The following is a 23662-nucleotide window of genomic DNA, read 5'->3' as shown; positions in this document are numbered from 1 at the left end:
ATTGCCGAAAATTCAATTATTCTGAGATTTATGTTAGGCTTGGGGGTGTCCGGGATGATTGTTCGTCGTTATCCCAAAACTGACCATGACAATAAAAAATCCGTGGAGGCATTTTGAAGATACTGCTGGTTGATGATTCCAAGGACAGCCGATTTTTGCTGGAAGAAGTGCTGAAAAAATTGGAAGGTTCAACGATCTTCACCGCTCCCTCCGCCTCCGAAGCGATTGAAATCCTCGGTATAAACGGAACACCTGATCGCTCATTTGATCTAATCCTGCTCGACATAATGATGCCCGGCATTGATGGTATTGAGGCCTGTCTCCTTATCAAACAGGAGCCTGTATTTGCCGATATCCCGATTATCATGGTGACTGCAAGCACGGATGAATCCGATCTGGAAAGGGCTTTCGAGGCGGGAGCGATAGATTATGTGCAAAAGCCGATAAGGAAAACCGAGCTGAGGGCAAGGGTCAGATCCGCTTTGAAACTGAAATACGAAATGGATCGCCGCAAGGAGCTTCTCGTAAAGCTTGAGGAGGCGAATAAAAAACTGGAGTTTATCTCTACCCATGACGCTCTGACCGGCCTCGTAAACAGACGTTACTTCGATGAGGCATATGAAAATGAATGGAAGCGGTCTTTCAGGAACAAAACGCCGATTTCCATTCTGATGATCGATATCGATCATTTTAAAAAGTACAATGACACATATGGTCACCAGAAAGGGGATACATGTCTTGCCAGGGTAGCTGGGATTATAGGAGGTCTGTTTAAAAGGCCCGGCGATGTCGCCGCCAGATATGGCGGGGAGGAATTTGTGGTAGTTCTTCCGAATACCGATGCCGAGCATGCCGTTGTGATTGCCGAAAAAGCGAGGATGAAAGTCCATGAAGCGGCTATTGTCCATGAAGATTCGGAGGTATCAAAAGTTGTCACGTTAAGCATCGGAGTGGCCACTGAAGTGCCAGAACTTGCTTCAGGCGCTGAAAGCCTGCTTAATAATGCGGATGCCGCTCTGTATGACGCGAAAAAAAGCGGGCGCAATAAGGTGGCTGTTTTCAAAAGCCTGAAGCCACAAAGCTGACGTTGGCTATGCGCTGGATGGAAGGTGTTGAGTGCTGGGAGTTGAGCGGGAGTTTGGTAACTGAAAACCTGATTTTGTTAGGAGTGGAGTTATGAATAGTAAGGATACTGCACCGATAATAATCAAGGCCGATCCTGATTTGGCCGATCTTATTCCGGCATACCTGGAAAATCGGCAAAAAGATGTTGGCATTTTAAAGGATGCTGTTTCCCAAAAGGATTTTGAGGTGATCAAGATCACAGGTCATAGCATGAAAGGCTCTGGCGGGGGGTACGGATTTGAGGGTTTGACAAAAATCGGTGGGGCCATCGAGGAATCGGCAAAAAATAGCGATCTTGCTGCAATAACCAGTCACATTGAAGAGCTTGTTTCCTACCTCGCCAGGATTGAGGTTAAATATTAAATCTTAAACCCGATCAGTGCGCGATCCGCTCGTCGCATCTTATGCTTCGGATCGAGATAACCGTGCATGCCGGGTTTCACTTTATGTTAAACTTGTCCCAATGCAAACCGGAAGTAAATCGTCGGCAAAAAACATTCCGGTAGTTCTCATAGCAAGCGGTTTTGGGACTGGATTTTCCCCTTTTGCTTCCGGCACTGCCGGCTCCCTGGTGGGGGTTGCAATATTTCTTCTGATAAACGAATTGAGCATGTTTTCATATTTTGGCATCACTCTCGCGATAACGGTTATCGGGATTCCGGTGTCATCCATTGCGGAAACTATATTCGGCGAGAAGGACAGCGGGAAAATTGTTATTGATGAGATTGCCGGTCAGTTGATAACGTATCTTCCTCTTGTCGGGACCTCTTTTGCCGCGGATGACAAGGTCTTCACGATCCTTGTTTTGTCCGGATTCCTCCTCTTTCGTTTTTTCGATATCGTGAAACCGCCCCCGGCCAGGAATTTTGAAAACATCAAGGGTGGGGTCGGCGTAATGATGGATGACGTTGTGGCTGGGATTTACGCGCTGGTTTCGCTGTACGGCGTTGAATTATTTCTGCATGAATACATCAATTTATAAAGATATAAATCTCTACATCATATTCGCTATAACGCTGGGCGGTATCGTAAGCGTAAGTCTTGTTATTCCCGTCATCCCGGTTATAGGGGCGGAATTTTCCGTTACGCCCGCTGAAGTCGGATTGATTATTTCCAGCTACACTCTCCCCGGCGTACTCTTTATTCTTTTTCTCGGAGTGCTCGCGGACAAGATCGGAAGAAAGCCTATCCTTGTGGTTTCACTCACGATTTTCAGCGTCGCAGGGGGCGCTATTTACTGGCTTGATGATTTCTACTGGATAGTGGCTTTCAGGTTCATTCAGGGGATTGGTGGAGCGGCCCTGCCGGCGATCTCTACGGTTCTGGTTGGAGATCTTTTTCATGAAGACTTAAGGCTCAAGGTTATGGGATTGAACGCGGCTGTCCTTTCGGTCGGCACGGCCGCCTTTCCGTTTATTGGTGGAACGCTGGCGACTGTCAGCTGGAAAGCCCCATTTTTAATGTTCTGGCTTGGATTGCCGCTTGCGTTATTCGTAATTGTTTATTTAAAAGAGCCAGAGTTTCAGAAGCGCGAAAATTTCCTGGAATACTTTAATCATGCAAAGCGGTATATCTTCACATTTAAAAGCATTTTTGCCTTTTTGGTTGGGCTGTTGATATTCGTGCTCCTTTACGGCGGAGTTCTCACCTACCTTACGTTTTTCATGGGAAATCATTTCTCCATGTCCCCTTTTTCCATCGGGATATATATTGCATCTTCCTCGTTCGCGTCTGCGATAATCGCCCCTCTTTCGTCCCAGATAGAAAAACTTATCGGCAGAAGGGCTATGCTGGTTTTAGGGTTTCTTTTCCTGGCTACGGCGTTTCTTTTGGTGCTATACATCCCTTCGCAGGTGTGGCTGTTCCTGGTGATGCTCCTTGTCGGCTCATGTATGGGGATCACGCTCCCGCTTGTGCAGTCCATAGTTGCCGGTCTGTCGCCGTCCGAATACCGGGGCCTTCTGGTATCCTTTTACGGCATGACCATCCGCCTTGGTCAGACTATCGGGCCGCCTTTATTGGCCGTGGTTCTCCTTTTCGGCGATCTCAGGGAGGTTTTCATCGCTTGTTTTCTCTGTTCGATCGGTATGGCTCTGCTTCTGTTTGTGTTTGGCGGAATATTCATCAAGCACGGTTTCAGGGAGTATTGACAATACTGGATATCAGCCGAAGAGGCGCGGCAAGCGACGGGGATCGCAACAAGGCCGTTTTGAACGGGATTGTTCCGCCTGAGGGGCGTAAATATTTCAGATCGTCAAAAAAACAGACTTAAAAAGCGGGAAATAAACTATAATTTCGTGGTATTCCGCAGGTTGGTGTAATATCCGAAATTAATCATTTAGCAATATTGGGGAACCGATTGAACAAAGATTCTCTTTACGCAGTTATTGTCGCCGGAGGGAGAGGGAAGCGATTCTGGCCCCTCTCCAGGGAGGCGAAACCGAAACAGCTTATAGCTCTTGACGGGGACAAAACCCTTCTCCGCAAGACCATCGAAAGGATCTCCCCGCTTATTCCAAAGGAGCGGATATTTATCATAACCGCGAGAAGCCATTCCAAGCATGTTCTGGAAAGCGCCCATGACCTCCCCGTGGAAAACATTATCATTGAACCGAAAGGGAGGAACACTGCTCCGGCAATAGCTTTTCCTGCCTCTATCCTGCTGAAGAAGGATCCAAATGCCTTGATGGTAGTTCTCCCCGCGGATCATGTCGTCGGAAAAGAGGAGAAACTTATAGAGGACATCAACACGGCCATTGAACTGGCAGAAATGAAAAAAATGATAGTCACATTCGGAATAAGGCCAACCTATCCCGAAACGGGATACGGGTATATCGAAGTCAGCAACAAGATAGATTCATCATATTTCCATGTTCGTTCATTTATGGAAAAGCCGAACCGGAAAAAGGCGAAATTTTATCTGGAATCGGGACGATACCTATGGAACAGCGGTATGTTCGTGTTTAGAGCCGATATTTTCATGGCAAGGGTGAAGGCTTGTCTTCCCAAGCTGAACTCCGCTATTGAGAAACACCATCTGCAGGGAGCGGGAGCGGACTCCCTGGAAGAGTTCTATGGTTCGATCGAGCCGGTGTCTATTGACAAAGGGGTAATGGAAAAGTCGGCTGACGTTATCGCGGTTATTGCGGCCAACTTCTCATGGAACGATGTCGGTTCGTGGAGTGCGCTGGACGATATCTGGAAAGCTGATGAAACCGGCAACAGAAAAAGCGGATGCGAACTGGTTTCAATTTCATCCGAATCAAACACGGTGTATTCAAAAAAGCTTGTAGCTCTCCTGGGCGTTGATAACCTGATCATTGTTGAAACTGACGATGCTCTCCTTATATGCAGGAAAGACCGCGCGCAGGAGATAAAATCGATGGTCGAAGAGATTGAGAGGCGCGGCTATGCCGACTATCTCTAGCCGGGAATTTCGCTAGATACCTCTTTTCAGCCTTTCGGCCCGAACAGCCTTCTTTGCCGATCTCGCCGGTTCATAACCGGGATCCCTCCCAAGGGCGTCTTCAAACTTTTTTTCCGCGTAGAGGAGTTTGCCGTTCTCGGCAAACGCTATGCCGAAAAGGTAGTCCTGTTCAACGTACTTCTTTTTCATGGTCAGTCTCGCTTCAAGTGATGAATCCTCATCCAGTGTCATCAGCCATGGATCTTTAGAGCCGAGTACGGATAGCGAAAAACCTGCGATAAAAGCGACCGTAAAAAGTGTCTTGAACAGCGGGGAAGGCTTTTGGAGCAGGGGGTGTATAGAGTAGATGAGAAACGGGATGGCAAGGATATGCCATCTGACCCCCCAGCACCACCCTGCGTAGTTGTTCGAGGTCAATGTCGTGCCGAAAATAAAAAGAAGGATTGAGATCGCCGGGTATACGAATTTCCCCGGGTGCTTCAGTATGCCGTACAGTCCTATGAGGCAGGCGGGGCTATAAAAAAATAGACCTCTGCTTCCAATAAGATAATGGAACAGATACTGGAAGTAGGCGGAAATATTATCATGCATTATCCCGGAGCCCTGTACTGCCGGTGCGGTGATGGATCCCTCATATTGGAAAAGTTCCGGCCGCATGCTGTGGGGGATTATGCTTCCGGCGGTCATTAAATTCCATGCCATGAACAATAACGCTGCTGGAATGCCTCCGACTATAATTCTAATTCTGTTCCTGTCAGACAAGACCAGCGGCAGAAGGATAAAAACGGAAGCCAAATCCACGCTTACGGCGAAGGATGCGATAATCCCGGCAAGAAACGGTTTTCCCGATTTGGAGTAGTGCCACGATGCCAGAATCATCGCTATTGCAGGGGTATGGTTGTTTATGGTGAAAGAGTATGGCATCAGGATCGTTGAGTAATACATTGACAGCAGGAGTATTGAAATAGTGCTGTCACTTACCCCTTCTCTTCTCAAAAGCAGGAGCAGGTAGTACATCAATGCCAGCGTGGAGAGGCCGCTTGAGAAGATGGTGAGGATGTAATGGCATGTTTGCGGATTTGTGCTGAACGAGAGGCCAAATACTTTATTCAGCACGGCATAGGGGATTGCGAGATAAAAGCTCAGCAATGGAGCTTTATCAGAAAATCTTTTTCCTTCAATTCTTACATGGTCGCCGGTATAAGAAAAATACGATTGGTCGATAAACAAGCTGTTTCTTTCTATCAGTGATTCGGCTAATGCAAGGCGGGATGTGTCGGGGCCGGCAGTTCCCGGAATTGTTTTTGTGAAAAGGAGCATGGTTATTGCAACGGCCGAAAAAGCTGAGATGACATATGAATGCTTTTTGTATTTTTCGGCTATGGTCATTTTACAGATTTGTGTCCGGGAGAAACGCCGGTCTATCCCCCTTTTTTTCTGCCAGGCGGATTTTTGCGAGGAGGGCGGAGGCGTAGGTCGTTGGCCTGGATTTAAGAGATGCTTCTATCATGGCGATCGAGGTGTCCGTCTCTCCCCACCTGTCGCGAATCGTTGCCTCCTTGAGTACCCCTACGGTGTTCCATTTTGCCGCAAGCTGATAGAAAAATCCGGCTTTCTGTTTGTCGCCGTTTTTCATAAGGGCATGCCCCTTTTGCACGGCAATTCTTGCAAGCACGGCCCCTTTGTACGCGCTTCTTGTAAGCGGCCCCTCCCTGAATCGAAGGTGGGTCTTGTCGAGATTGAACGACCGGATGTAATTCCATATTGCCATATCGCCGTATTTGCCCGAATAAGGGTGTGCCATGTTGAACAGGCTGTATGTGGCGGATGTTTTTACCTCCAGGCTAAGATAGGGGAAAAAAGGCTCCAGCTTAGCGTTTTCACTCTCGCCGGTCTTTGGATAAATGGCCGCGGGGCCAAAGGTAGAATAGAAAAGGATGTAGTTCTCTTCGAATCCGGCTACTGTCTCAAGCCTTCCGTCGGGCGGGACAGTTTCAAATACATCTACCATGTAGTCGTATGCTGTGTAATCTTCGTGGCGGTCGTATTCGGACATGCCGTTTGAGTACATGTATATTGCCAGTATAGTGAGCACCGAAGCGGTCGCCTTTTTAAGGAAATTGCCGAGCCGCGCTATGCCGAAGAAGATTACCAGAAGGCTTAGCCCCCACGGTATAACCATCATGATATCTATGGCGGCATAATGAAGAAGCGAGTAGAAGAAGAATGCGACTATCCCAAGGAGAAACGCCAGGCTCCCCGATACGCTCAGGGCGAGCATCTTCATTATGCCGAATACGAACGGCACTATGGATATGGCCCATGCCCAGATAGGGAAATTCGAGAAATAATCCATCATTATGTTCAGCCTGTCCTGCATGTTCCCTTTGTTGAAAGGGAGGTCGGAGTATATGAAGCCGGTGATGTTCCCCATGAAAGACGAAAGCGAATCGATCCTCCCCCAGCTGAACAGGATATCTTGTGTGCCGGACATCGATCTCGCTGGGAGATAAAGATGAACCGACCAGCTAAGGAGACCAGCGAGGAGAACGAGTCCGAATTTACCGATGTCCATCCTGTAGCGCCACTCGCTCCTCTTTGCGATCCATAAAAGCGAGAATGGGATCAGGCCGAGGGCGAACGAGAGGTGGTTGGTGATGGCAAAACCGAACAGGAAAGATGATATCAACAGCCACCTGAAGTCTATAAGGCGACCGGAGAGGGATATCCAGAACACCGAGAAGAAGAGCGCGTAGTGGAGAGTATAGACTTCCATGATCGAGCTTTGCGTCCAGAGGTTCCCCGAAAGCATGAATATCAGCGCCGCCGCCCCGGAGAAAAACTTCTCCTTCGAAAGCGTGAAGGAGCACCGGAAAAAGAAATAGACCGCGATAGCGCCGAACAGCGCCGACATGATGTTGCACCTGTACGCGAAGTTGCCGAAAGGGAGAAGTCCTGCGATGTTTCCGAGAATGTTTATTAGCGGGTATCCGCTTGGATGCGCGATTCCGAGTGTATAGGCGGTAGTTATGAATTCGGGATTGTCTTCGTAAAAGATGACCGGTATGGCGGTGTAGGAATAGAGGAGAAAGGAGACAAGAAATACAGCCAGCCCCATCACGCCGCCAGAAGGAAAAGCCAGACAAATAGTGATATTAGAAATGTAAAGAGCCCGTTTGTAGCTTCCTTTACGTTTATTTCACCGGTGGCCGTGAAGCCCTTTCTGAAGATCCAGAATATCCCGGCAACCCAGAGAATAAAGGATGCATGTATCGCGAGTCTGTGCGGTATCGTCAAGCCCCCCGGGAGGTCGTCTTCGATATCCCCCTTTTCTGCGGGTTGTGAGATCGACGAAGGGTAGATCTGTTTTTCTATGCGTTTGATGGCATGGTCAGACAGATTTCCAAAGAGGTTCTCCCCATTGGCTTTGGCGATCTCGGCCAGCCTTTTGGCGGACTCATCCGTGTATGGATTGTTTGGAGTGTAGTAAAGGGCGGAGCGTTCAAAGAATGTTATCGCCTGAAGAGTTTTCCCCTCCTCAAGAGCTTTTTCCCCCATTTCGTAATACTCGGCGGAGCGGTGGTTAAGGGTTTTCCAGAACATGATGAAGGTGAAGGCGAAGAGTATGACGTAGATTATCTGCCTGGTCTCCGGTCTTCTGAATTTTTGTTCCATGTCGGAGTATTATAACCAAAGGAGACGGTTACCGCTTTTTTTTGCTAATTTGAATTCCGCGGTTTAATTCCATCCCGTTTTCAGGTTAGAATTGCGTGATGCAATTCCCGGAATACAGAGGCAGGAGAACAAGGGCGTCCGCTAGCCTGGCAAGAATGGTGCGCGAGACTATTCTAACGCCGGACGACCTCATTTATCCCCTCTTCATAACGTACGGCAAAGGGGTAAAAACCGAGATTTCCTCGATGCCGGGGAATTACAGGTTCTCCGTAGACAACATCGCAAAGGAAGTGAAGGAGGTTTCATCCCTCGGTATTCCGGCGGTAATCCTTTTTGGCATCCCTGAAAAGAAGGATGAGAAGGGCACAAGCGCGCTTGACCCGAACGGCGAAGTGCAAAGGGCGATAAAGGAGATCAAAAACGCCGTTCCCGGACTTACCGTTATCACGGATGTCTGCATCGATGAATACACATCCCACGGGCACTGTGGAATAGTGAAGGATGGAAAGATATTGAACGATCCGACGCTCGAACAGCTCGGCCTTATGGCACTCTCGCACGCCGACGCGGGGGCCGATATGGTCGCGCCGAGCGATATGATGGATGGAAGAGTGGCGATAATACGGAAAGCTCTCGATAACCAGGGGTGTGGTGAGATACCGATAATGGCATATTCGGCAAAATACGCATCGGCATTTTACGGGCCGTTCAGGGAAGCGTGCGATTCTTCGCCACAGTTCGGCGATCGCTCCACATACCAGATGGATCCGGCCAACAGCAGGGAGGCGCTCAGGGAAGTTTTCCTCGATATACAGGAGAACGCCGATATCATAATGGTAAAGCCGGCTCTTTCATACATGGATATCATCTTCAGGATCAAATCAGAGTTCTCGCTCCCGGTCGCCGCCTATAACGTCAGCGGAGAGTATTCCATGGTCAAAGCCGCATCCGAAAAGGGATGGATAGACGGAAAAAGAGTAATGATGGAGATGCTCCTTTCGATGAAACGCGCCGGGGCCGATATGATACTCACATATTTCGCCAAGGAAGCGGCTGAAATATTAAATAGTTAGTAGTTCCAGTTATCAACATGCGAATGAATTTTCGCATAAGTAATTAATAAATATGAAAATAGGTATATTTTCTATTTGGTTTTTCCAGTAATTATGGTACAAAGAGGTGGAGGACACCTTCCGGTGTTCTTGGCATGTATGAGACTAGGGGCATATCGGAGAGACTCGACGAATGAACTGGTTTTTGCCTGCGGCCTACCGCTTTTTCCGACGGGATAGGCCGTAGTCTCTTACATGCTTTTTCCACTCAATTCCCACATTCCATTTGAAGCATCAACTGCTAAAGGTTAATATCTCCCTATATTCTGAATTGTTCTTTTGTTTTTTGGGGGGCGGGGAAATGTCTGAATTTGCACTTGTGAGCGACATCATTGTAAACATCTCACAGTTCGATCCGTTTTCCATAAACATCGAGGTGCCGGACGAGGCAAAGGAGATATTCCGGCGCAAGCTGGAGAGCTCGGAGAGTGCTGTTGCCGAAAGAACCGACCAGGCGAAGGCCCTTGTATCCATTGTTCTTGTTCCTCTCGCTATTTTTGTAGCCCTGTTCGTGCTGAAGGTCATCTACGATATTTTTACGAAAACCGCCGACAGCGTGGTCGACGGCATTTCCGACGCGACAGATCGCGTAAAGGCGGCGCTATTGAGCAAACATGTTGCCGAAACCGATGAGGATGACGAGTACGAGGACGACGAGGAGCAGACGAGCGAGAGCCGGGAGGAGAAGGAAGCCGAGGCAAAAGAGAAAAAAAAGCGGATGCTTTTTGGAGAAATATTGACGAAATATATCCTGGAACATGTCACCGAAGAGGATATTGAAAAAGCCCTTGCCGTTCAAAAAGAGCAGACACCGGAAAAAAGGATCGGCGAAATTCTCCTTGAGGCGGGGCATGTCACCAATTCCGATATATTAAGGGCGCTCAAGATACAGGAAAAACAGGGGAAGAATTAATTCAACCGCGTAGAGTTTTTCGCCCGTTTCGTCCTCGGCTCCTTTTTTTCATGCCGCAAAAAAGTTAAAATGAATTGGCAGGTTAGGTCGCATTAATTCGTAAAATTTGCCGATGCGGATCTTGTCGCTGACCCGCGGAGGATGGGCAAATGGGTATTGGAACCGTTCTCGAAGAATCTGATGTTCTGCTCGTGGTAGATGTGCAGAACGACTTCTGCCCCGGAGGCGCGCTGGCGGTCAATGAAGGGGACCTCGTAGTTCCGTCCGTTAACCGTCTCGGCAGGATGCTCCCTCATGTGATACTTACCCAGGATTGGCACACGGAAGGGCATTTCTCCTTCGCCTCGTCGCATGAAGGGAAATCGCCGTTTGAAACAGTCACTGCCGAATATGGGGAACAGACGCTATGGCCGGCTCATTGCGTACAGGGGAGCATTGGCGCCGAGTTTCATAAAGGGCTCGACCTCCCGATGGCGGAGCTGATAGTAAGGAAAGGCTTTCACAGGGATATCGATTCATACTCCGCGTTTTATGAGAACGACAGAAGAACGCCGACAGGTCTGCATGGTTACATGAAGGAGCGAAAACTGAAACGTATCTTCATCGCCGGGCTCGCGACCGACTTCTGCGTGAAATACTCCGCGCTCGACGCCCGAAAGCTTGGCTATGAAGTTTTTCTTATCAGAGAAGCGTGCCGGGGAATAGATATTGAAGGTTCCGTCGCCGTCGCGATGCGTGAAATGGAAGGGGCCGGAGTGGCGATGATATCCGAAAACGATATCTCCGCGATAGCGTGATACCTTCAACCGGAGGATAGAATGTGAGCCATCCGAAGTCCGCGATATTTACCGACCTCTACGAACTTACTATGCTCCAGGGTTACTGGAAGTCGGGGATGATGGAGCGGAGGGCATGTTTCGATCTTTACTTCAGGCAAAATCCATTCAACGGAGGCTACACGCTACTGGCGGGCATGGAGGATGCTCTTGAATTTCTGGAAGGGCTGAAATTCACCGATGAGGATATTGAATATATCGGGAGCATCGGTTTTTTCGAAAAAGGTTTCCTGGAGTACCTGAAAAGTTTCAAGTTCACCGGCGACATTCACGCGATACCGGAAGGGAGTGTCGTCTTTCCGCGAGAGCCTCTGCTACGCGTGGAAGCGCCCCTCCCTGAATGTCAGCTTGTCGAATCTGCGCTTTTGAATATTTTCAATTTCCAGTCGCTCATCGCCACAAAAGCGGCGCGCGTATCGCTTGAAGCGGGGAAGGATAACGTAATGGAGTTCGGCCTCCGCCGCGCGCAGGGTGTGGACGGCGCCTTGACCGCCTCCCGCTCCGCGTATATCGGAGGGTGTGCCGGGACTTCAAACGTAGAAGCCGGAAAGATGTACGGCATTCCTGTGGCCGGGACGCAGGCGCACTCTTGGATAATGGCGTTCGACAGCGAACTTGAGGCTTTCAGAAGTTTCGTAAAGATCTATCCGAAGAATTCTATCCTGCTGGTGGATACGTACGACACGCTGAAAAGCGGTGTGCCGAACGCCATCAAGGTCGCGCTTGAGATGAAGGGTGAGGGGGGACGCCTTCGCGGAGTGAGGATAGACAGCGGCGACCTGGCGTACCTCAGCGCGGAAGCGCGCAGGATGTTCGACGACGCGGGATTGAAGGATGTGATCATCGTCGGCTCCAGCGACCTGGACGAGTACATCATTCACGACCTCAAGATACAGGGGGCGAAAATCGATTCCTACGGCGTTGGGACAAAACTGGTGACCGGCGACGGCACCTCCGCGCTCTCCATCGTTTATAAACTTACAGCCTTGCAGGATGCCGATGGCAAGTGGGACATGAAGCTGAAAGTGAGCGACAATATAAACAAGTCTACGCTACCGGGGATTAAACAGGTCTGGAGGCTTTACGGTACGGAAAACGAGATGATGGCCGACATCGTGGAGCTGGAAGGTGTCGCGCACGATTTCTCGAAAGGAGTTACGGGGTATCATCCGGTGATGGAGTATCAGAACAAGTTTTACGATTCAATTGCTGAAGCGGAACCGCTTCTCAGACAGGTGATGAAAGGGGGTAGGGTGACGGTACAGTTTCCGGCGTTGAAGGATATCCGTGCCCGCGCATCGCTGCAGTTGGAGAGGTTGCATCCTACGATGCGACGACTGATGAATCCTCACGTCTACAAGGTGAGCCTCGGCCCGAAGCTGAAAGAGGAGACCGACAAACTCCTCAAGCAGAACCGTGCGGACAGCTGATTATTTTTCCTAACTATAGAGAATCAATCTTCCTCCTCTGTCATCCCCGTGAAGGCATGCGCAATCAAGCAGTATGAAAAGATGTGCGATACGCTACAAAAATGTATAATTCTTCCATGAATCCAGGAAAGTTCATTCGGGATAAATGGGGTGCTATTTGGCAGAGAATATCAGTCCCTTTCTTGTTTGTAAGAGACCATTATCGGTTTTTTCTCATTACGGCAATCGGTCTCATCGAGCTGCTTCTTATACATTTCGAGAGGGATTTTCTAGTTAAGCTTTTTGCGGAACCTTTCAACGTTGTCATCCCTTTGTTTGCCGCCGCGCCAATAGCACTTTTTATCTGGTACTGGCGCGACCAGAATAAAAAGGCCGATATACAGAACGCAAAGGAAGAACTCATCCAGAAAGATTTTCACGAGATCCAGAAATGGGCAATAGGTATAGAAGGCGATAAGGAGAGGACCTTGCAGATAGCCGCAATTCACCAGTTGAAGCCATTTGCCATAGGCAAGCATGGCGAAAGATTCAGAAGACCTGCATATGAAATATATTTCTCTCTTCTCCAGACATGGCAACCGGAAGAGGTAGACGAAGATACCGTAGTCCAAAATTACATAAAGGCTATCCACACAGTCTTCCGTGAAGAGGGGGGAGAGATAACCAAAAAAATGGTAGGCATAAGTCTGGCAAAAGCTGATCTGAGTAAAGCAAATTTAAACGGTGTCAATCTTGACTGGGCCGTACTGAAATCAGCCCACCTTTCTAAAGTAGATCTGAAATCGGCACACCTTAGAGGAACCAAGCTGAAATCGGCAAATCTTTACGAAGCAAACCTGCAATCGGCATTTCTCGAAGATGCTGCCCTGCAATCGGCATCTCTAATAAGAGCCAACCTGCAATCGGCAACCCTAGTAAGAGCCAACCTGCAATTCGCAGACCTTAGAGAAGCCAACCTGAAATCGACAAATTTTCTGGGAGCCAACCTGGAATCCACAAACCTTGAAGGAGTCAACCTGCAATCGGTATTTATTGCTTTAGCCAACCTGAAATCGGCAAAACTTATTGGAGCCAAATTTAATAATAGGCACGTAGTGGAAGCCGAAAACTGGGACAAGGCAATTTACGGTAAGGGAGCACTAGAAGAATTGCGCAAGGTTTACGAAGAAGCAAAGAGAACCGGCGAAGGCGGCTATTGGGATCCAGAAATTGGAGATTATGTATCTAAAGTTGTAATAAAGTAGTCGCTTCCTATGTGCTACCAATGCAAAAAAGAGAACCGTTGTTAATGAATGGACGGTCTTGTTAAACTTTTCTGCTATTTCTTTTTAGCGATCGTGTCGATGGCGAGGAGGTCGGCGAGGAGCCTTGGCATATCCTTGAGCTTGAGCATGTTCGGGCCGTCGCACGGGGCGTTGTCGGGATCGGGGTGAACCTCCATGAAAACTCCTGCCGCGCCGACAGCAAGCGCGGCGCGCGCGAGCGGGGCTACGAATCTTCTCTCGCCGCCGGAGCTTGTGCCCTGTCCGCCGGGCAACTGCACGGAGTGTGTCGCGTCGAATATCACCGGGTATCCTGTCTCCGCCATTATCGGAAGAGCCCTGAAGTCTGATACAAGATTGTTGTAGCCGAAGGTCGTCCCGCGTTCCGTAATGAGCACGCGGTCGTTGCCCGACTTCACAACCTTGTCGACGACGTTCCCCATATCCCCCGGCGCGAGGAACTGCCCTTTTTTCACGTTTATCACTCTGCCGGTCTTTGCGGCGGCTATGAGGATGTCGGTCTGACGGCAGAGGTAGGCGGGTATCTGAATGATGTCGAGAACTTCCGCCGCCTGAGGTATCTCCATTTCATTATGTATGTCGGAGAGGACAGGTATGCCGAATTTCTGTTTTACTTTTTGAAGTATTGTGAGGCCCCGCTTCATGCCGAGCCCTCTGAACGATTCTATGGATGAGCGGTTCCCCTTGTCGTATGACGATTTGTATATGAACCCGATCTTCAGCTCGTCGGTCATCTTTTTCAGTTTTTCGGCGGCGGAGAGCGCCCCCTTTTCGTCCTCTATCACGCACGGCCCCGCAATAAGGGTGAACGGGAGGTTGTTCGCTATGGAAAGTTCGCCTACTTTTACTGTTTTTTGCTGTGCCATGATTATAAAAGGTACTCCATCTCGCTTGCCGCCGCAATGAAGGATGTAAAGAGCGGGTGCGGTTTTAAGGGTGATGATTTGAATTCAGGGTGGAACTGCCCCGCGATGAACCAAGGGTGATCCTCTATCTCGACGATCTCCACCAGCTTGCCGTCCGGCGACATTCCGCTGAAGACAAGACCGGCCTTTTCAAGCTTCTCCTTGTACTTGTTGTTGAATTCGTATCTGTGCCTGTGCCGTTCGTTAATCTTTGTGCTGTTCCCGTAGGCGCGGTAGGAGTGGCTTCCTTTTTTAACAGCGCATGGATAGTTGCCGAGCCGCATGGTTCCCCCCATGTCCTTCCCTACCTGATCCGGCATGATATCGATAACGTTGTTTTTGCCGTTCTGGCCGAATTCACTGCTGTTGGCATCCTTAATGCCGCAGACGTTCCGGGCGTATTCGATAACGACGCAGTGCATTCCGAGGCAGATGCCGAAGAACGGTATCTTTCTCTCTCTCGCGATCTTTACAGCGGTGATTTTTCCTTCAGCTCCCCGCTCGCCGAATCCACCCGGCACAAGGATTCCGGCACAGCCGCTCAGGTTCTCCTCGATATTCTTTTCGGTAAGAGCCTCGGAATCTATCCATCTCAGGTTTACCTTTACATCGTTTGCTATCCCTCCGTGCGAAAGGGCCTCCGCAAGGCTTTTGTATGATTCCTGCAGGCCGACATATTTGCCGACGATAGCGATCGTCACTTCCTTGGAAGGCTTCAGGGCTTTTCTCACCACTTCCCGCCACACGTCAGGCTCTTTTCGTTCGATATTTATTTCGAGCGATTCGAGAATTATTTTGTCCAGTTCCTCCTCGAAGAACACAAGAGGGAGTTCGTATATAGAGTCGACATCCTTGGCGTTGATTACGTTTCTCGAATCGACATTGCAAAAGAGCGATATCTTTTCTTTCATCTCTTCCGGGAGCGGAACCTCCGTGCGGCATAGGAGGATATCGGGCTGAACGCCTATCTCGCGAAGCTCCTTCACGGAGTGCTGGGTAGGTTTGCTTTTAAGTTCCCTCGCGGTTTTTATGTAAGGTATCAGCGTGACATGTATGAAGAGTGTGTTTTTTCTCCCGACATCGAGGCGAAACTGGCGCATAGCTTCAAGGAAGGGGAGGGATTCGATGTCGCCGACCGTACCCCCTATCTCCGCGATGGTGATATCGAATCCGTTGGATGCCTCATGCACCCGTTCCTTTATCTCGTTAGTTATATGCGGTATCACCTGCACTGTTTTGCCGAGGTAGTAACCCTCGCGTTCTTTTCTGATGACCGAATCGTATATCCTGCCGGTCGTGACGTTGTTCTTCTGACTCATCGGCGTGGAGACGAAACGCTCGTAATGACCGAGGTCGAGGTCGGTTTCCGCGCCGTCATCGGTGACGAAAACCTCGCCATGCTGGTACGGGCTCATTGTGCCGGGATCCACGTTTATGTAAGGGTCGAGTTTTATGAAGGTGACCTTCTGCCCGTGCAGTTCCAGAAGCGCCCCTATCGACGCGGCGGAAAGTCCCTTCCCGAGCGAGGAGAGGACGCCGCCGGTGACGAATATGAATTTAGACATTACCGGTGTTCTCCGCCCTTATAAGGTCTTCCGGCGTATCGATGCCTATGCTGTCCTTGGAAGCAGTAATGACCTTTATCCTCGTCCCATTCTGAAGTATTCTCAGTTGTTCCAGTTTTTCCACTCTCTCCAATTCCGAAGGCTGGATATCGGCGTATTTTATCAGAAAGTCGCGCCGGTATACATAAAGACCGATATGTTTCTTCATCGGCGTTGGAAGTCCCGATTCCCTGTTGTAGGGGATGGGGGAGCGTGAAAAGTAGAGGGCGTTTCCGTCGTTGTCCATAACGACCTTCACAACGTTAGGGTTTTTGAAATCCTCTTGCGTTATCGGCACGCAGAGCGTGGAGACATTCAGGGATTTATCGTCTATTAGCGCTTTCACCGCTTTATCAACCGAGTCGGTGTCTATTAGAGGTTCGTCCCCCTGGATGTTCACGACTATGTCGTCATTTATGTATTTCGCCACCTCCGCAATTCTGTCGGTTCCCGATTGGTGTGTCTCCGATGTCATCCTGGCGATGAAACCGGATGAGGTAACGGCGTTATGGATCTCTTCGCTGTCGGTAGCGACGATAACATGGTCGATGTTTCTGCAAGCCGCCGCCTTTCGGGCGACATGGATGATGACCGGCTCCCCTTTAAGGAGCGCGAGCGGTTTTCCCGGAAACCTTTCCGACTGGTATCGCGCGGGAATTATGGCGACTACTCCACCCATATGATATTTCCAATGGAGGAGCGGTTCATCATATGCGTTACGGCTGATACCTTTGCAGTGATTTGGGTATCCACCAGAGGTTCGGCCAGCGGTATCCGATACCTGTCGGGTAGGCGGTGATCCCTTTCACCCGCGCGCTTACCACGGGGAGCGATTCGGAGTTAAAGAGGAAACAGTATGGCTGTTCTTCCGCCAGTATCTCCTGTATCCGGTAGTAGGCCTTTTTTCTCTCTTCCTGGTCGAATGAGCGCCGCCCCTTTTCGAGGAGCGCGTCAACCTCGTCGTTCTTGTACGATATGAAATTGAACTCGGCCTCTTTTGTTTTGGACGAGTGCCAGATGTCGTAATTGTCAGGGTCGGGCGAAAGTGACCATCCGAGGATAGTGGCGTCGAACTCCCTTTTGTTGATGAACTCCTTTATGAAGGATGCCCACTCAATGATCCGTATGTTCACCGCTATCCCGACCTCCTTCAGCCTTCTCTGGATTATCTCAGCGGTCTTTTTTCTCTGGTCGTTCCCCTGATTTGTGACTATGGTGAATTCGAATTTTTTTCCGTCCTTGTCGAGGATCCCGTCGCCGTCAGTATCTTTCCACCCCGCTTCGGCCAGGATGCTCTTCGCCTTTTCGGGATCGTACCCAAGTTTTTTCACGTTCGGGTTGTAGGCCCATATGCCGGGCTTGTACGGCCCTTCGGCAGGTTTGCCGAGCCCAAGGAGCGCCCCTTCAATGATCTCGTCCTTGTCTATGGCGTGGGTGATAGCCCTTCGCACGCGGACATCCTGGAAAAGTTTTCTTTTAAGGTTGTACCCCATGTAGACATATCCGTTGGCAAGATAGCTGTACTTCTGGAAGTTTTCATTGAAGAAGCTGGTGTTTGCCTGTTTCTTGTACTGGATCGGGGTGAGCCCCATCATGTCTATGCCGTTTGATTTCAGCTCAAGGAACTGCGTTGCCGTATCCGGGATGATGCGGAAGACATACCGTTTTATGAACGGCTCCCCTTCGAAATATTCGGGATTCGCTTCGAGGACTATCTTCTCCTGCGTTTTCCATTCGATGAATTTATAGGGGCCTACGCCTATCGGCTTGCGGGTCAATTCCGATTTCGTAATATCCTTCCCTTCAAGAAGGTGCTTGGGGAGAACGGTAAGGCTCCCCCATGAACCGAGGGCCGGAGCGAAAGGCTTGTCGTAATGCACTATGAAAGTGTGATCATCCGGCGCTTCAGCCTTTGATACCTGGAGATAGTCCTCGGAGTAGGCGGTAGGTGTGTTCTCATTAATTATTGTTTTATAGCCGAACATGACGTCGGCAGATGTGAACGGATGGCCGTCGTGCCATTTAACCCCCTTGCGGAGATGGAAAGTGATAGTCTTTCCGCCGTTCGATATCTCGAATGATTCGGCAAGCTCCCCTTCTATCTCCCATGATGGGGTGTAGCGTACGAGGCCCGCGTTTACCAGGCCGGAAATGGAGTGGGATGCCGCGTCCCCCGCGAGCATCGCAATGAGGTTGCTTGCGTCGCCGATGCTTGCCTCAACGAGCATTCCCCCATGTTCGGGTGTAGTAGATATCTCGGCAGGTTTTTGGGAAGAGCTTTTCCCGTTGCCAACAGGTTTAGGCTGACAGGCCGACGTCAGAAAGAGCGCCAACGCAACGGCCAAGATCCGCATGGCTGTTATTGAGGACCTTCCTGTCCCTTCTCGTCCGATTCCCCGGCGGGCAGATTTTTGTCAATTCCCTCTTTGCCGGCCTCAAATGGGTCGAAACCCCCTTCTTCCTCGATTGGCGCGACAGGTTTTTCAATCTGGTCGACAACGGATGTGCTCTTGGAGCTCGAAGCTAAAACGGATAGCGTGAGCGAAGTGATCATGAATACTGTAGCGGCGAAGGTCGTCACTTTGGCGAGAAAACTCGCGGGGCCGCGGCTTCCGAAAACCGTCTGTGAAGAGCCGCCAAAACCGGCACCCATACTGGCCCCCTTGCCGGACTGGAGAAGGACTATCAATATCATAAACAGCGCCGCGAATACATGTACTACCAACAATGCAGTGGTCATATCAAATCATATCCTCATTAAAGTGTAGAAATATTACGAAGCGCGAATGATAGCACTGAAATCGCCAGCTTTCAAGCTTGCTCCTCCTACCAGTGCCCCGTCTATGTCCGGCTGGGACATCAGCTCCGCCGCATTGTCCGGTTTTACCGATCCGCCGTAAAGTATCCTCATTTTATCGGCTGTTGCGGCCGAGTAATGGTCGGATATCCATTTCCTGATGAAGGAGTGGACCTCCTCCGCCTGGGCGGGCGAGGCTGTCTTCCCTGTGCCGATTGCCCAAACCGGCTCGTAGGCAATTACCATGTCGCCGAGGCTCTCCTCCGGTATTCCCGAAAGCCCGCCTGCAAGCTGGGTCTCTATCACACTGTCTGTTTTATCGCTTTCCCGCTCTTCCAGCGTCTCGCCTACGCATACGATAGGTTTCAACCCCGCCGAGATGGCGGTCTTGATCTTCTTGTTCACGGTCTCGTCGGTTTCGCCGAAATACTGCCTCCGCTCCGAATGGCCGATTATCACCCATTCGCACCCTGTGTCGAGAAGCATAGGGGCGGATATCTCTCCGGTGAACGCCCCTTTTTCTTCCCAGAAGATATTCTGGGCGGAGAGGCCGATATTGGCCGAGCCGATCGTCTCCCTCGCCGCTTCAAGCGCCGTGAAGGGGGGGGCGACAACAACGTCGACCCCGTCAACATCCTTTATGTTTTCAATGATCTCCTCTATGAGGTCGCCCGTTTCAACGGTCGTCATATGCATTTTCCAGTTTCCGGCTATCAGTTTTTTTCTCATCGGGGAATTATACACCTTTCCGCGCAACAGGTTCGGCTCCTTTTTGAGGATTTTTTTGATTTATTCAATAGTGTACATCTGCCGGAAAAAAGGGAGAGAGGGTTTCAGGCCCGGGGAAGGCATGTATCCCGGTATGGGGGGGCGGGATACTGGCTGAAAAAGCTCTCTCCCAATTTCAAGTATCGGTCACTCCTTCCTTATCTCGCCTCGCTTTAATCTGCTCTCGGCCTCTTTCAATCACGGGATCGCGACTTTCAGGAGACCCTTGCCGAAAGTAGCTTCCGCTTTTTCGGTTTCAGCAGTTTCCGGAAGCGGAACCACTCGGCAGAAGGATCCGCAGGCTCTTTCCATGCGGTAATAATCGCCGTTTTTATCCTCCTTTTCGATCTTCTTCTCCCCTTTTATTGTAAGCCTGTCGCCGGAAATCTGCAATTCGACATCCTTTTTAATAAATAAAATCGCCCTGAATGCGCGTCAAGTTTTCACCCTGTTCCGGGGTTGATCCTGCCCAGGATATGGATATTCAAGGCCTTTGGAGGGTAAAAAAAAGGGGAGCGGAGTTCACCGCTCCCCCGGATTAGAAAAGCTTTTATGGCGCGGCTGTGAATGTCCCGCCTTCCGTGCCTGTGCAGATGGTTTCCGCCACGGCGGCGGTGTATTCGGGAAAATAGAAAGTTATATGTTCGGTGCTGGTACCGCTATCAACCAGGCATTTCCCAACGAAACCAGAGGTAGGGCAGGTGATACCGACGGTCCCTTCGGTACAGGAGGCGGTGATATTTACAGAGTTCCAATATGTACCTGTGTACTCGGTGCAAGTGGATAGAGTCGAGGTGAGATCGCACGATTCAGTGACGTTCACAATGGTGTTTCCGCCGCCGTTGTCATCGTCATCATCATCGTCGTCCTCAAGGCCGCAACCTGCCAAGGATATGGACGCGCATAGCGCCAAGATGGCCAGCATGCTGTAATTAGGATATATTTTTTTCTTCAATGATTTATGCCTCCTGATGTGAATCCGTCGTTTCTCCTTCAAGGGAGCTAGGATAAACTTTTCGCAAAGTACGATTCAATACTTTAGTTTTACTTATTTTGCCCAGGAAAGGAGTAGCTCTGCTGCAAGGAGCCGCTTCAACTCCCCGATGACTGGTAGTGGTTTATCCCTGTTTTCCAGATAAGAAGCGAGATCGAGAAGAGAATTACCCCCACAAGCGGCGTTCCCATCTGCAGGGCGGGATGAAGCAGATCGTCGCCGGCGCGGTCGAGAAAATAGTGGGCCGGGTAGAAGTTTATGAATGCCAGCGGGAATACGAATGTCAGGAAGAACTGCACTCCAAAGTTGTAGATCGATACCGGGTAGATAACGAACTCCCTGGATGAGAAAACTATCGTATGCACCAGTGACTGGTTGCGAAGGGTCCAGAAGGCGACGGCGGTGACCGAAAGGCGTATCGCCCCGGATATCATCACCCCGCCTATCACAACCAGTGGAAAGAAGGCGGCCTTCCTTGCGGTCCAGTCGAGGTCCACCATCGTGGAACCTGCGTAAAGCGCGGCAATGCCAATGAGCAGGTGCGAAAGGGTAGAGGCCTCGAATTTCGACGCCATCACCTGGCCCAGCGGACTCAACGGGCGGACAAGGTACCTGTCGAAGTCGCCGTTTATTATCATCTGATCGAAGTTTATAAGAGAGCTGAAAAAGAAGTTTGACATTCCGAGCGCGAAGGTGAGAAGCCCGAAGAGGAAAGCCATTTCTCCGAGGCTCCATCCGTGGATAGTCTGGAATTTTGCCAGCAGGACAAGGAGGAGACCTACCTGACCAAGGTAATAGAATATTATCGCCACGAGATAAAATATAAAACTCGACTTGTATTCCATCCTCGCGCGAATTGATGTCATTACGAGGGAAAGGTATACGCGGAAATTTTCCATCGGGCTACCCACCCTGTATCACCAGCTTGTTTTGCCCCGCTCTCCACATCGTCCGGCAAACGGCGGCAAGGGTGAATATCCATACAAACTGCGTTGCGATCATCGGAAGGAGTTCACTTGCCTCCGCGTGCCCTATAAGAATTGTAGTCGGGACGTATAGCACCTGCTGAAAAGGGAGAAAGTCCGCTACCACCTTCAGCGGCTCGGGGAAAAAGTCTATAGGGACGATCCCCCCTCCGAAAAGGGTGAGCATTCCGTACTTGAAAAGGAGGAACGGGAATATCTCCACGAACCAGAAGGCAAGGAGACCGAACGCGAAGTTGACCATGAAAAGAATGAGGTAGCCGAGGATGGCGGAGAGGAGGAAGGTCAGCAGACGCAGGGCCTCAGCCGGTATCTCGATGTCGAAGATCAGCGATGAAATGAGAATGATAGGTACCGATCTCGCGCAGAGGTGGAACAGGGAGTGTCCCGACGACTCCGCGAGGTGCATGAAGAAAAAGGATACCGGACGGATGAGGTCGATGGCGACGGAGCCGTCCTGTACTTTTTTATAGATAACCGTATCGTCCTGCGTGAACGATATCCTCACCGCCATAGCCATCACGGCGAACGTGATTATTCCGGTGAGGGAAAAGCCGTTGTGCGCGGTCGCGTCCGACTGGCTGTAGAGGGCTTTCCATACGGATGTGAATATGAATACATAGAGGAATCCGTTCAGTATCCCCATGAAGTAGTCAAAGCGGTATGTGATCTCCTTTTGGAACGAGACAGAAACGAATTTCAGGAAGAGCGACGGATTCAAGAGCGCGCCCCCTTTACAGGTTCGGTTCCCGCGTCCTGCGTCTCGGTTTCGACATGTTCGGGAAGCGCCACGCGCTTTTCGTAAATGTTCCTGATTATGCTTTCAACGGACGGTTCGCGCACCGAAATGTCCCGCAGTCTGTACTGTTGCGCCAGCTTGCCTATGATCTCGCCTATATGGTCGGGCCCGTTTTCAAACTTGAGCCATTTCTTGTTCCCTTCCTCCCTGATGATGGAGAGTTCCGGTATGCGGGAGAGATCCTTTTCCGTTTCGTGAAAATCGACTTCAAGAACCTTTTCATGCGCGAACTTCTTTTTCAGTGCGTCCGTCTCTCCGTCGTAGATCACTTTCCCCTGATCGAGGATGATGATCCTTCGGCAAAGTTTTTCAATGTCGTTCATGTCGTGCGTAGTAAGGATTATGGTTGTGCCGTTCTCCCTGTTCGTTTCGGCGAGGAAGGTGCGTATGTTCTCCTTCGCTACCACGTCAAGGCCGATAGTCGGCTCGTCGAGAAAAAGTATCTCCGGTTTGTGAATTAATGCGGCGGCAATGTCGCATCTCATCCTCTGCCCGAGGCTCAGTTTCCTTACCGGCATCTGGAGTAGCGGATCGAGGTCGAGCGCGGTGTTTAGCCTTTTCATCGTTGTCTTGAAATCTTCGGGCGTAACCCGGTAGATGTTCCTGAGCATTTCAAACGATTCCCTGACCGGGAGATCCCACCAGAGCTGTGTGCGCTGTCCGAACACCACCCCGATGCGGAAGGCGTTTTGTCTCCTGTTCTCGTACGGGATAATTCCGTTCACATGGGCCGAGCCTGATGTCGGAACGAGTATCCCCGTCAGCATTTTTATGGTCGTCGATTTTCCGGCGCCGTTCTCGCCGACGTATCCGACGAACTCCCCCCGGTTTATGGAGAAGGTGACGTTTTCAACCGCGTGTATTATTTTCTTCCGTCTGTTGAAAAGGGCTTTGACGCTGCCAAGGAATCCCTGGCCCGATTCGTCTACCGAGAAATCCTTCCTCAGGTTTTGCGCCTTTATTGCTACTCGACTTTCTGACATCCAGACAGTTTACTCCAACCGGGCGGCG

The 23662-nt window shown here is 50.2% G+C and carries 25 protein-coding genes; 11 read left to right on the top strand and 14 right to left on the bottom strand.

Annotated features, from left to right (window positions below):
- The first annotated feature begins 113 nt into the window (after nt 1-113).
- The 6 genes from OEY64_07095 to OEY64_07070 all read left to right on the top strand — a co-directional run bounded on the left by OEY64_07095 (nt 114) and on the right by OEY64_07070 (nt 4552).
- The gene (locus tag OEY64_07095; GenBank protein ID MDH5542714.1) at nt 114-1085 is read left to right on the top strand and encodes a diguanylate cyclase; all 972 of its coding nucleotides are present in this window, start codon (nt 114-116) and stop codon (nt 1083-1085) included.
- 91 nt (nt 1086-1176) lie between these two features.
- Complete coding sequence (locus OEY64_07090; protein ID MDH5542713.1) at nt 1177-1488, top strand: Hpt domain-containing protein; 312 nt, start codon at nt 1177-1179, stop codon at nt 1486-1488.
- Between the two features lie 100 nt (nt 1489-1588).
- The gene (locus tag OEY64_07085; GenBank protein ID MDH5542712.1) at nt 1589-2107 is read left to right on the top strand and encodes a phosphatidylglycerophosphatase A; all 519 of its coding nucleotides are present in this window, start codon (nt 1589-1591) and stop codon (nt 2105-2107) included.
- Nucleotides 2088-3275: an MFS transporter gene (locus OEY64_07080; GenBank protein ID MDH5542711.1), complete on the top strand. Its 1188-nt coding sequence runs from the start codon at nt 2088-2090 to the stop codon at nt 3273-3275. Before OEY64_07085 ends, OEY64_07080 begins: the two co-directional genes overlap by 20 nt.
- Nucleotides 3272-3397 carry a hypothetical protein gene (locus tag OEY64_07075; protein ID MDH5542710.1) on the top strand — a complete coding sequence of 42 codons (126 nt, stop codon included), beginning with the start codon at nt 3272-3274 and terminating at the stop codon, nt 3395-3397. The genes OEY64_07080 and OEY64_07075 overlap by 4 nt, the downstream gene beginning before the upstream one ends.
- An 87-nt stretch (nt 3398-3484) precedes the next feature.
- Nucleotides 3485-4552, top strand: coding sequence for a mannose-1-phosphate guanylyltransferase (locus OEY64_07070; protein ID MDH5542709.1), 1068 nt, complete (start codon nt 3485-3487; stop codon nt 4550-4552).
- Nucleotides 4553-4564: 12 nt separating this feature from the next.
- Here the strand turns inward: OEY64_07070 and OEY64_07065 are convergent, their stop codons facing one another.
- Genes OEY64_07065 through OEY64_07055 form a run of 3 tightly spaced genes read right to left on the bottom strand, consistent with a single transcriptional unit; the run spans nt 4565 to nt 8227 of the window.
- Nucleotides 4565-5941, bottom strand: coding sequence for a hypothetical protein (locus OEY64_07065; protein ID MDH5542708.1), 1377 nt, complete (start codon nt 5939-5941; stop codon nt 4565-4567).
- Between the two features lies 1 nt (nt 5942).
- Nucleotides 5943-7670: a DUF2723 domain-containing protein gene (locus tag OEY64_07060; protein ID MDH5542707.1), complete on the bottom strand. Its 1728-nt coding sequence runs from the start codon at nt 7668-7670 to the stop codon at nt 5943-5945.
- A complete protein-coding gene (locus OEY64_07055; GenBank protein ID MDH5542706.1) occupies nt 7670-8227 on the bottom strand; it encodes a hypothetical protein in 558 nt (185 codons plus the stop codon). Before OEY64_07055 ends, OEY64_07060 begins: the two co-directional genes overlap by 1 nt.
- Nucleotides 8228-8325: 98 nt before the next feature.
- Here OEY64_07055 and hemB point away from each other — a divergent pair, with 98 nt between their 5' ends.
- From hemB to OEY64_07030, 5 genes are all read left to right on the top strand, one after another.
- Entirely contained in the window at nt 8326-9300 is a 975-nt protein-coding gene (hemB, locus tag OEY64_07050; protein MDH5542705.1) for a porphobilinogen synthase, read from the top strand.
- 340 nt (nt 9301-9640) lie between these two features.
- Nucleotides 9641-10252, top strand: a complete 612-nt coding sequence (locus OEY64_07045) for a hypothetical protein (GenBank protein ID MDH5542704.1) — start codon at nt 9641-9643, stop codon at nt 10250-10252.
- A gap of 149 nt (nt 10253-10401) precedes the next feature.
- Complete coding sequence (gene pncA / locus OEY64_07040; protein ID MDH5542703.1) at nt 10402-11049, top strand: bifunctional nicotinamidase/pyrazinamidase; 648 nt, start codon at nt 10402-10404, stop codon at nt 11047-11049.
- Nucleotides 11050-11072: 23 nt separating this feature from the next.
- Nucleotides 11073-12518: a nicotinate phosphoribosyltransferase gene (locus tag OEY64_07035; protein MDH5542702.1), complete on the top strand. Its 1446-nt coding sequence runs from the start codon at nt 11073-11075 to the stop codon at nt 12516-12518.
- A gap of 182 nt (nt 12519-12700) precedes the next feature.
- Nucleotides 12701-13762 (top strand): pentapeptide repeat-containing protein, encoded by a 1062-nt coding sequence (locus OEY64_07030; protein MDH5542701.1) that lies wholly within the window; start codon nt 12701-12703, stop codon nt 13760-13762.
- 74 nt (nt 13763-13836) lie between these two features.
- Here OEY64_07030 and kdsA read toward each other — a convergent pair whose 3' ends face one another.
- The 11 genes from kdsA to OEY64_06975 form a co-directional block, all read right to left on the bottom strand.
- On the bottom strand, nt 13837-14667 hold the full coding sequence (kdsA, locus tag OEY64_07025; GenBank protein MDH5542700.1) for a 3-deoxy-8-phosphooctulonate synthase: 831 nt from the start codon (nt 14665-14667) through the stop codon (nt 13837-13839).
- A 2-nt stretch (nt 14668-14669) separates the two neighbouring features.
- Nucleotides 14670-16271, bottom strand: coding sequence for a CTP synthase (locus OEY64_07020; protein ID MDH5542699.1), 1602 nt, complete (start codon nt 16269-16271; stop codon nt 14670-14672).
- Nucleotides 16264-16989 (bottom strand): 3-deoxy-manno-octulosonate cytidylyltransferase, encoded by a 726-nt coding sequence (gene kdsB / locus OEY64_07015; GenBank protein MDH5542698.1) that lies wholly within the window; start codon nt 16987-16989, stop codon nt 16264-16266. Before kdsB ends, OEY64_07020 begins: the two co-directional genes overlap by 8 nt.
- Nucleotides 16990-17026: 37 nt before the next feature.
- The gene (locus OEY64_07010) at nt 17027-18664 is read right to left on the bottom strand and encodes a peptide-binding protein (GenBank protein MDH5542697.1); all 1638 of its coding nucleotides are present in this window, start codon (nt 18662-18664) and stop codon (nt 17027-17029) included.
- A 5-nt stretch (nt 18665-18669) separates the two neighbouring features.
- A complete protein-coding gene (gene secG, locus OEY64_07005) occupies nt 18670-19050 on the bottom strand; it encodes a preprotein translocase subunit SecG (GenBank protein ID MDH5542696.1) in 381 nt (126 codons plus the stop codon).
- 33 nt (nt 19051-19083) lie between these two features.
- Nucleotides 19084-19836, bottom strand: coding sequence for a triose-phosphate isomerase (tpiA, locus tag OEY64_07000; GenBank protein ID MDH5542695.1), 753 nt, complete (start codon nt 19834-19836; stop codon nt 19084-19086).
- Between the two features lie 237 nt (nt 19837-20073).
- Complete coding sequence (locus tag OEY64_06995) at nt 20074-20286, bottom strand: Hsp20/alpha crystallin family protein (GenBank protein MDH5542694.1); 213 nt, start codon at nt 20284-20286, stop codon at nt 20074-20076.
- A 139-nt stretch (nt 20287-20425) separates the two neighbouring features.
- Nucleotides 20426-20830 carry a hypothetical protein gene (locus OEY64_06990; protein MDH5542693.1) on the bottom strand — a complete coding sequence of 135 codons (405 nt, stop codon included), beginning with the start codon at nt 20828-20830 and terminating at the stop codon, nt 20426-20428.
- Nucleotides 20831-20967: 137 nt separating this feature from the next.
- A complete protein-coding gene (locus tag OEY64_06985) occupies nt 20968-21780 on the bottom strand; it encodes an ABC-2 family transporter protein (protein ID MDH5542692.1) in 813 nt (270 codons plus the stop codon).
- Nucleotides 21773-22573, bottom strand: coding sequence for an ABC-2 family transporter protein (locus OEY64_06980; protein ID MDH5542691.1), 801 nt, complete (start codon nt 22571-22573; stop codon nt 21773-21775). Before OEY64_06980 ends, OEY64_06985 begins: the two co-directional genes overlap by 8 nt.
- The gene (locus tag OEY64_06975; GenBank protein ID MDH5542690.1) at nt 22570-23634 is read right to left on the bottom strand and encodes an ATP-binding cassette domain-containing protein; all 1065 of its coding nucleotides are present in this window, start codon (nt 23632-23634) and stop codon (nt 22570-22572) included. The genes OEY64_06980 and OEY64_06975 overlap by 4 nt, the downstream gene beginning before the upstream one ends.
- Nucleotides 23635-23662: the final 28 nt, after the last annotated feature.

This window comes from Nitrospinota bacterium, assembly GCA_029881495.1.
Lineage (GTDB): Bacteria > Nitrospinota_A > UBA7883 > JACRGQ01 > JACRGQ01 > JAOUMJ01.
The sequence above is the reverse complement of the archived record's forward strand: the minus strand, read 5'-3'. Positions and strand labels throughout refer to the sequence as shown.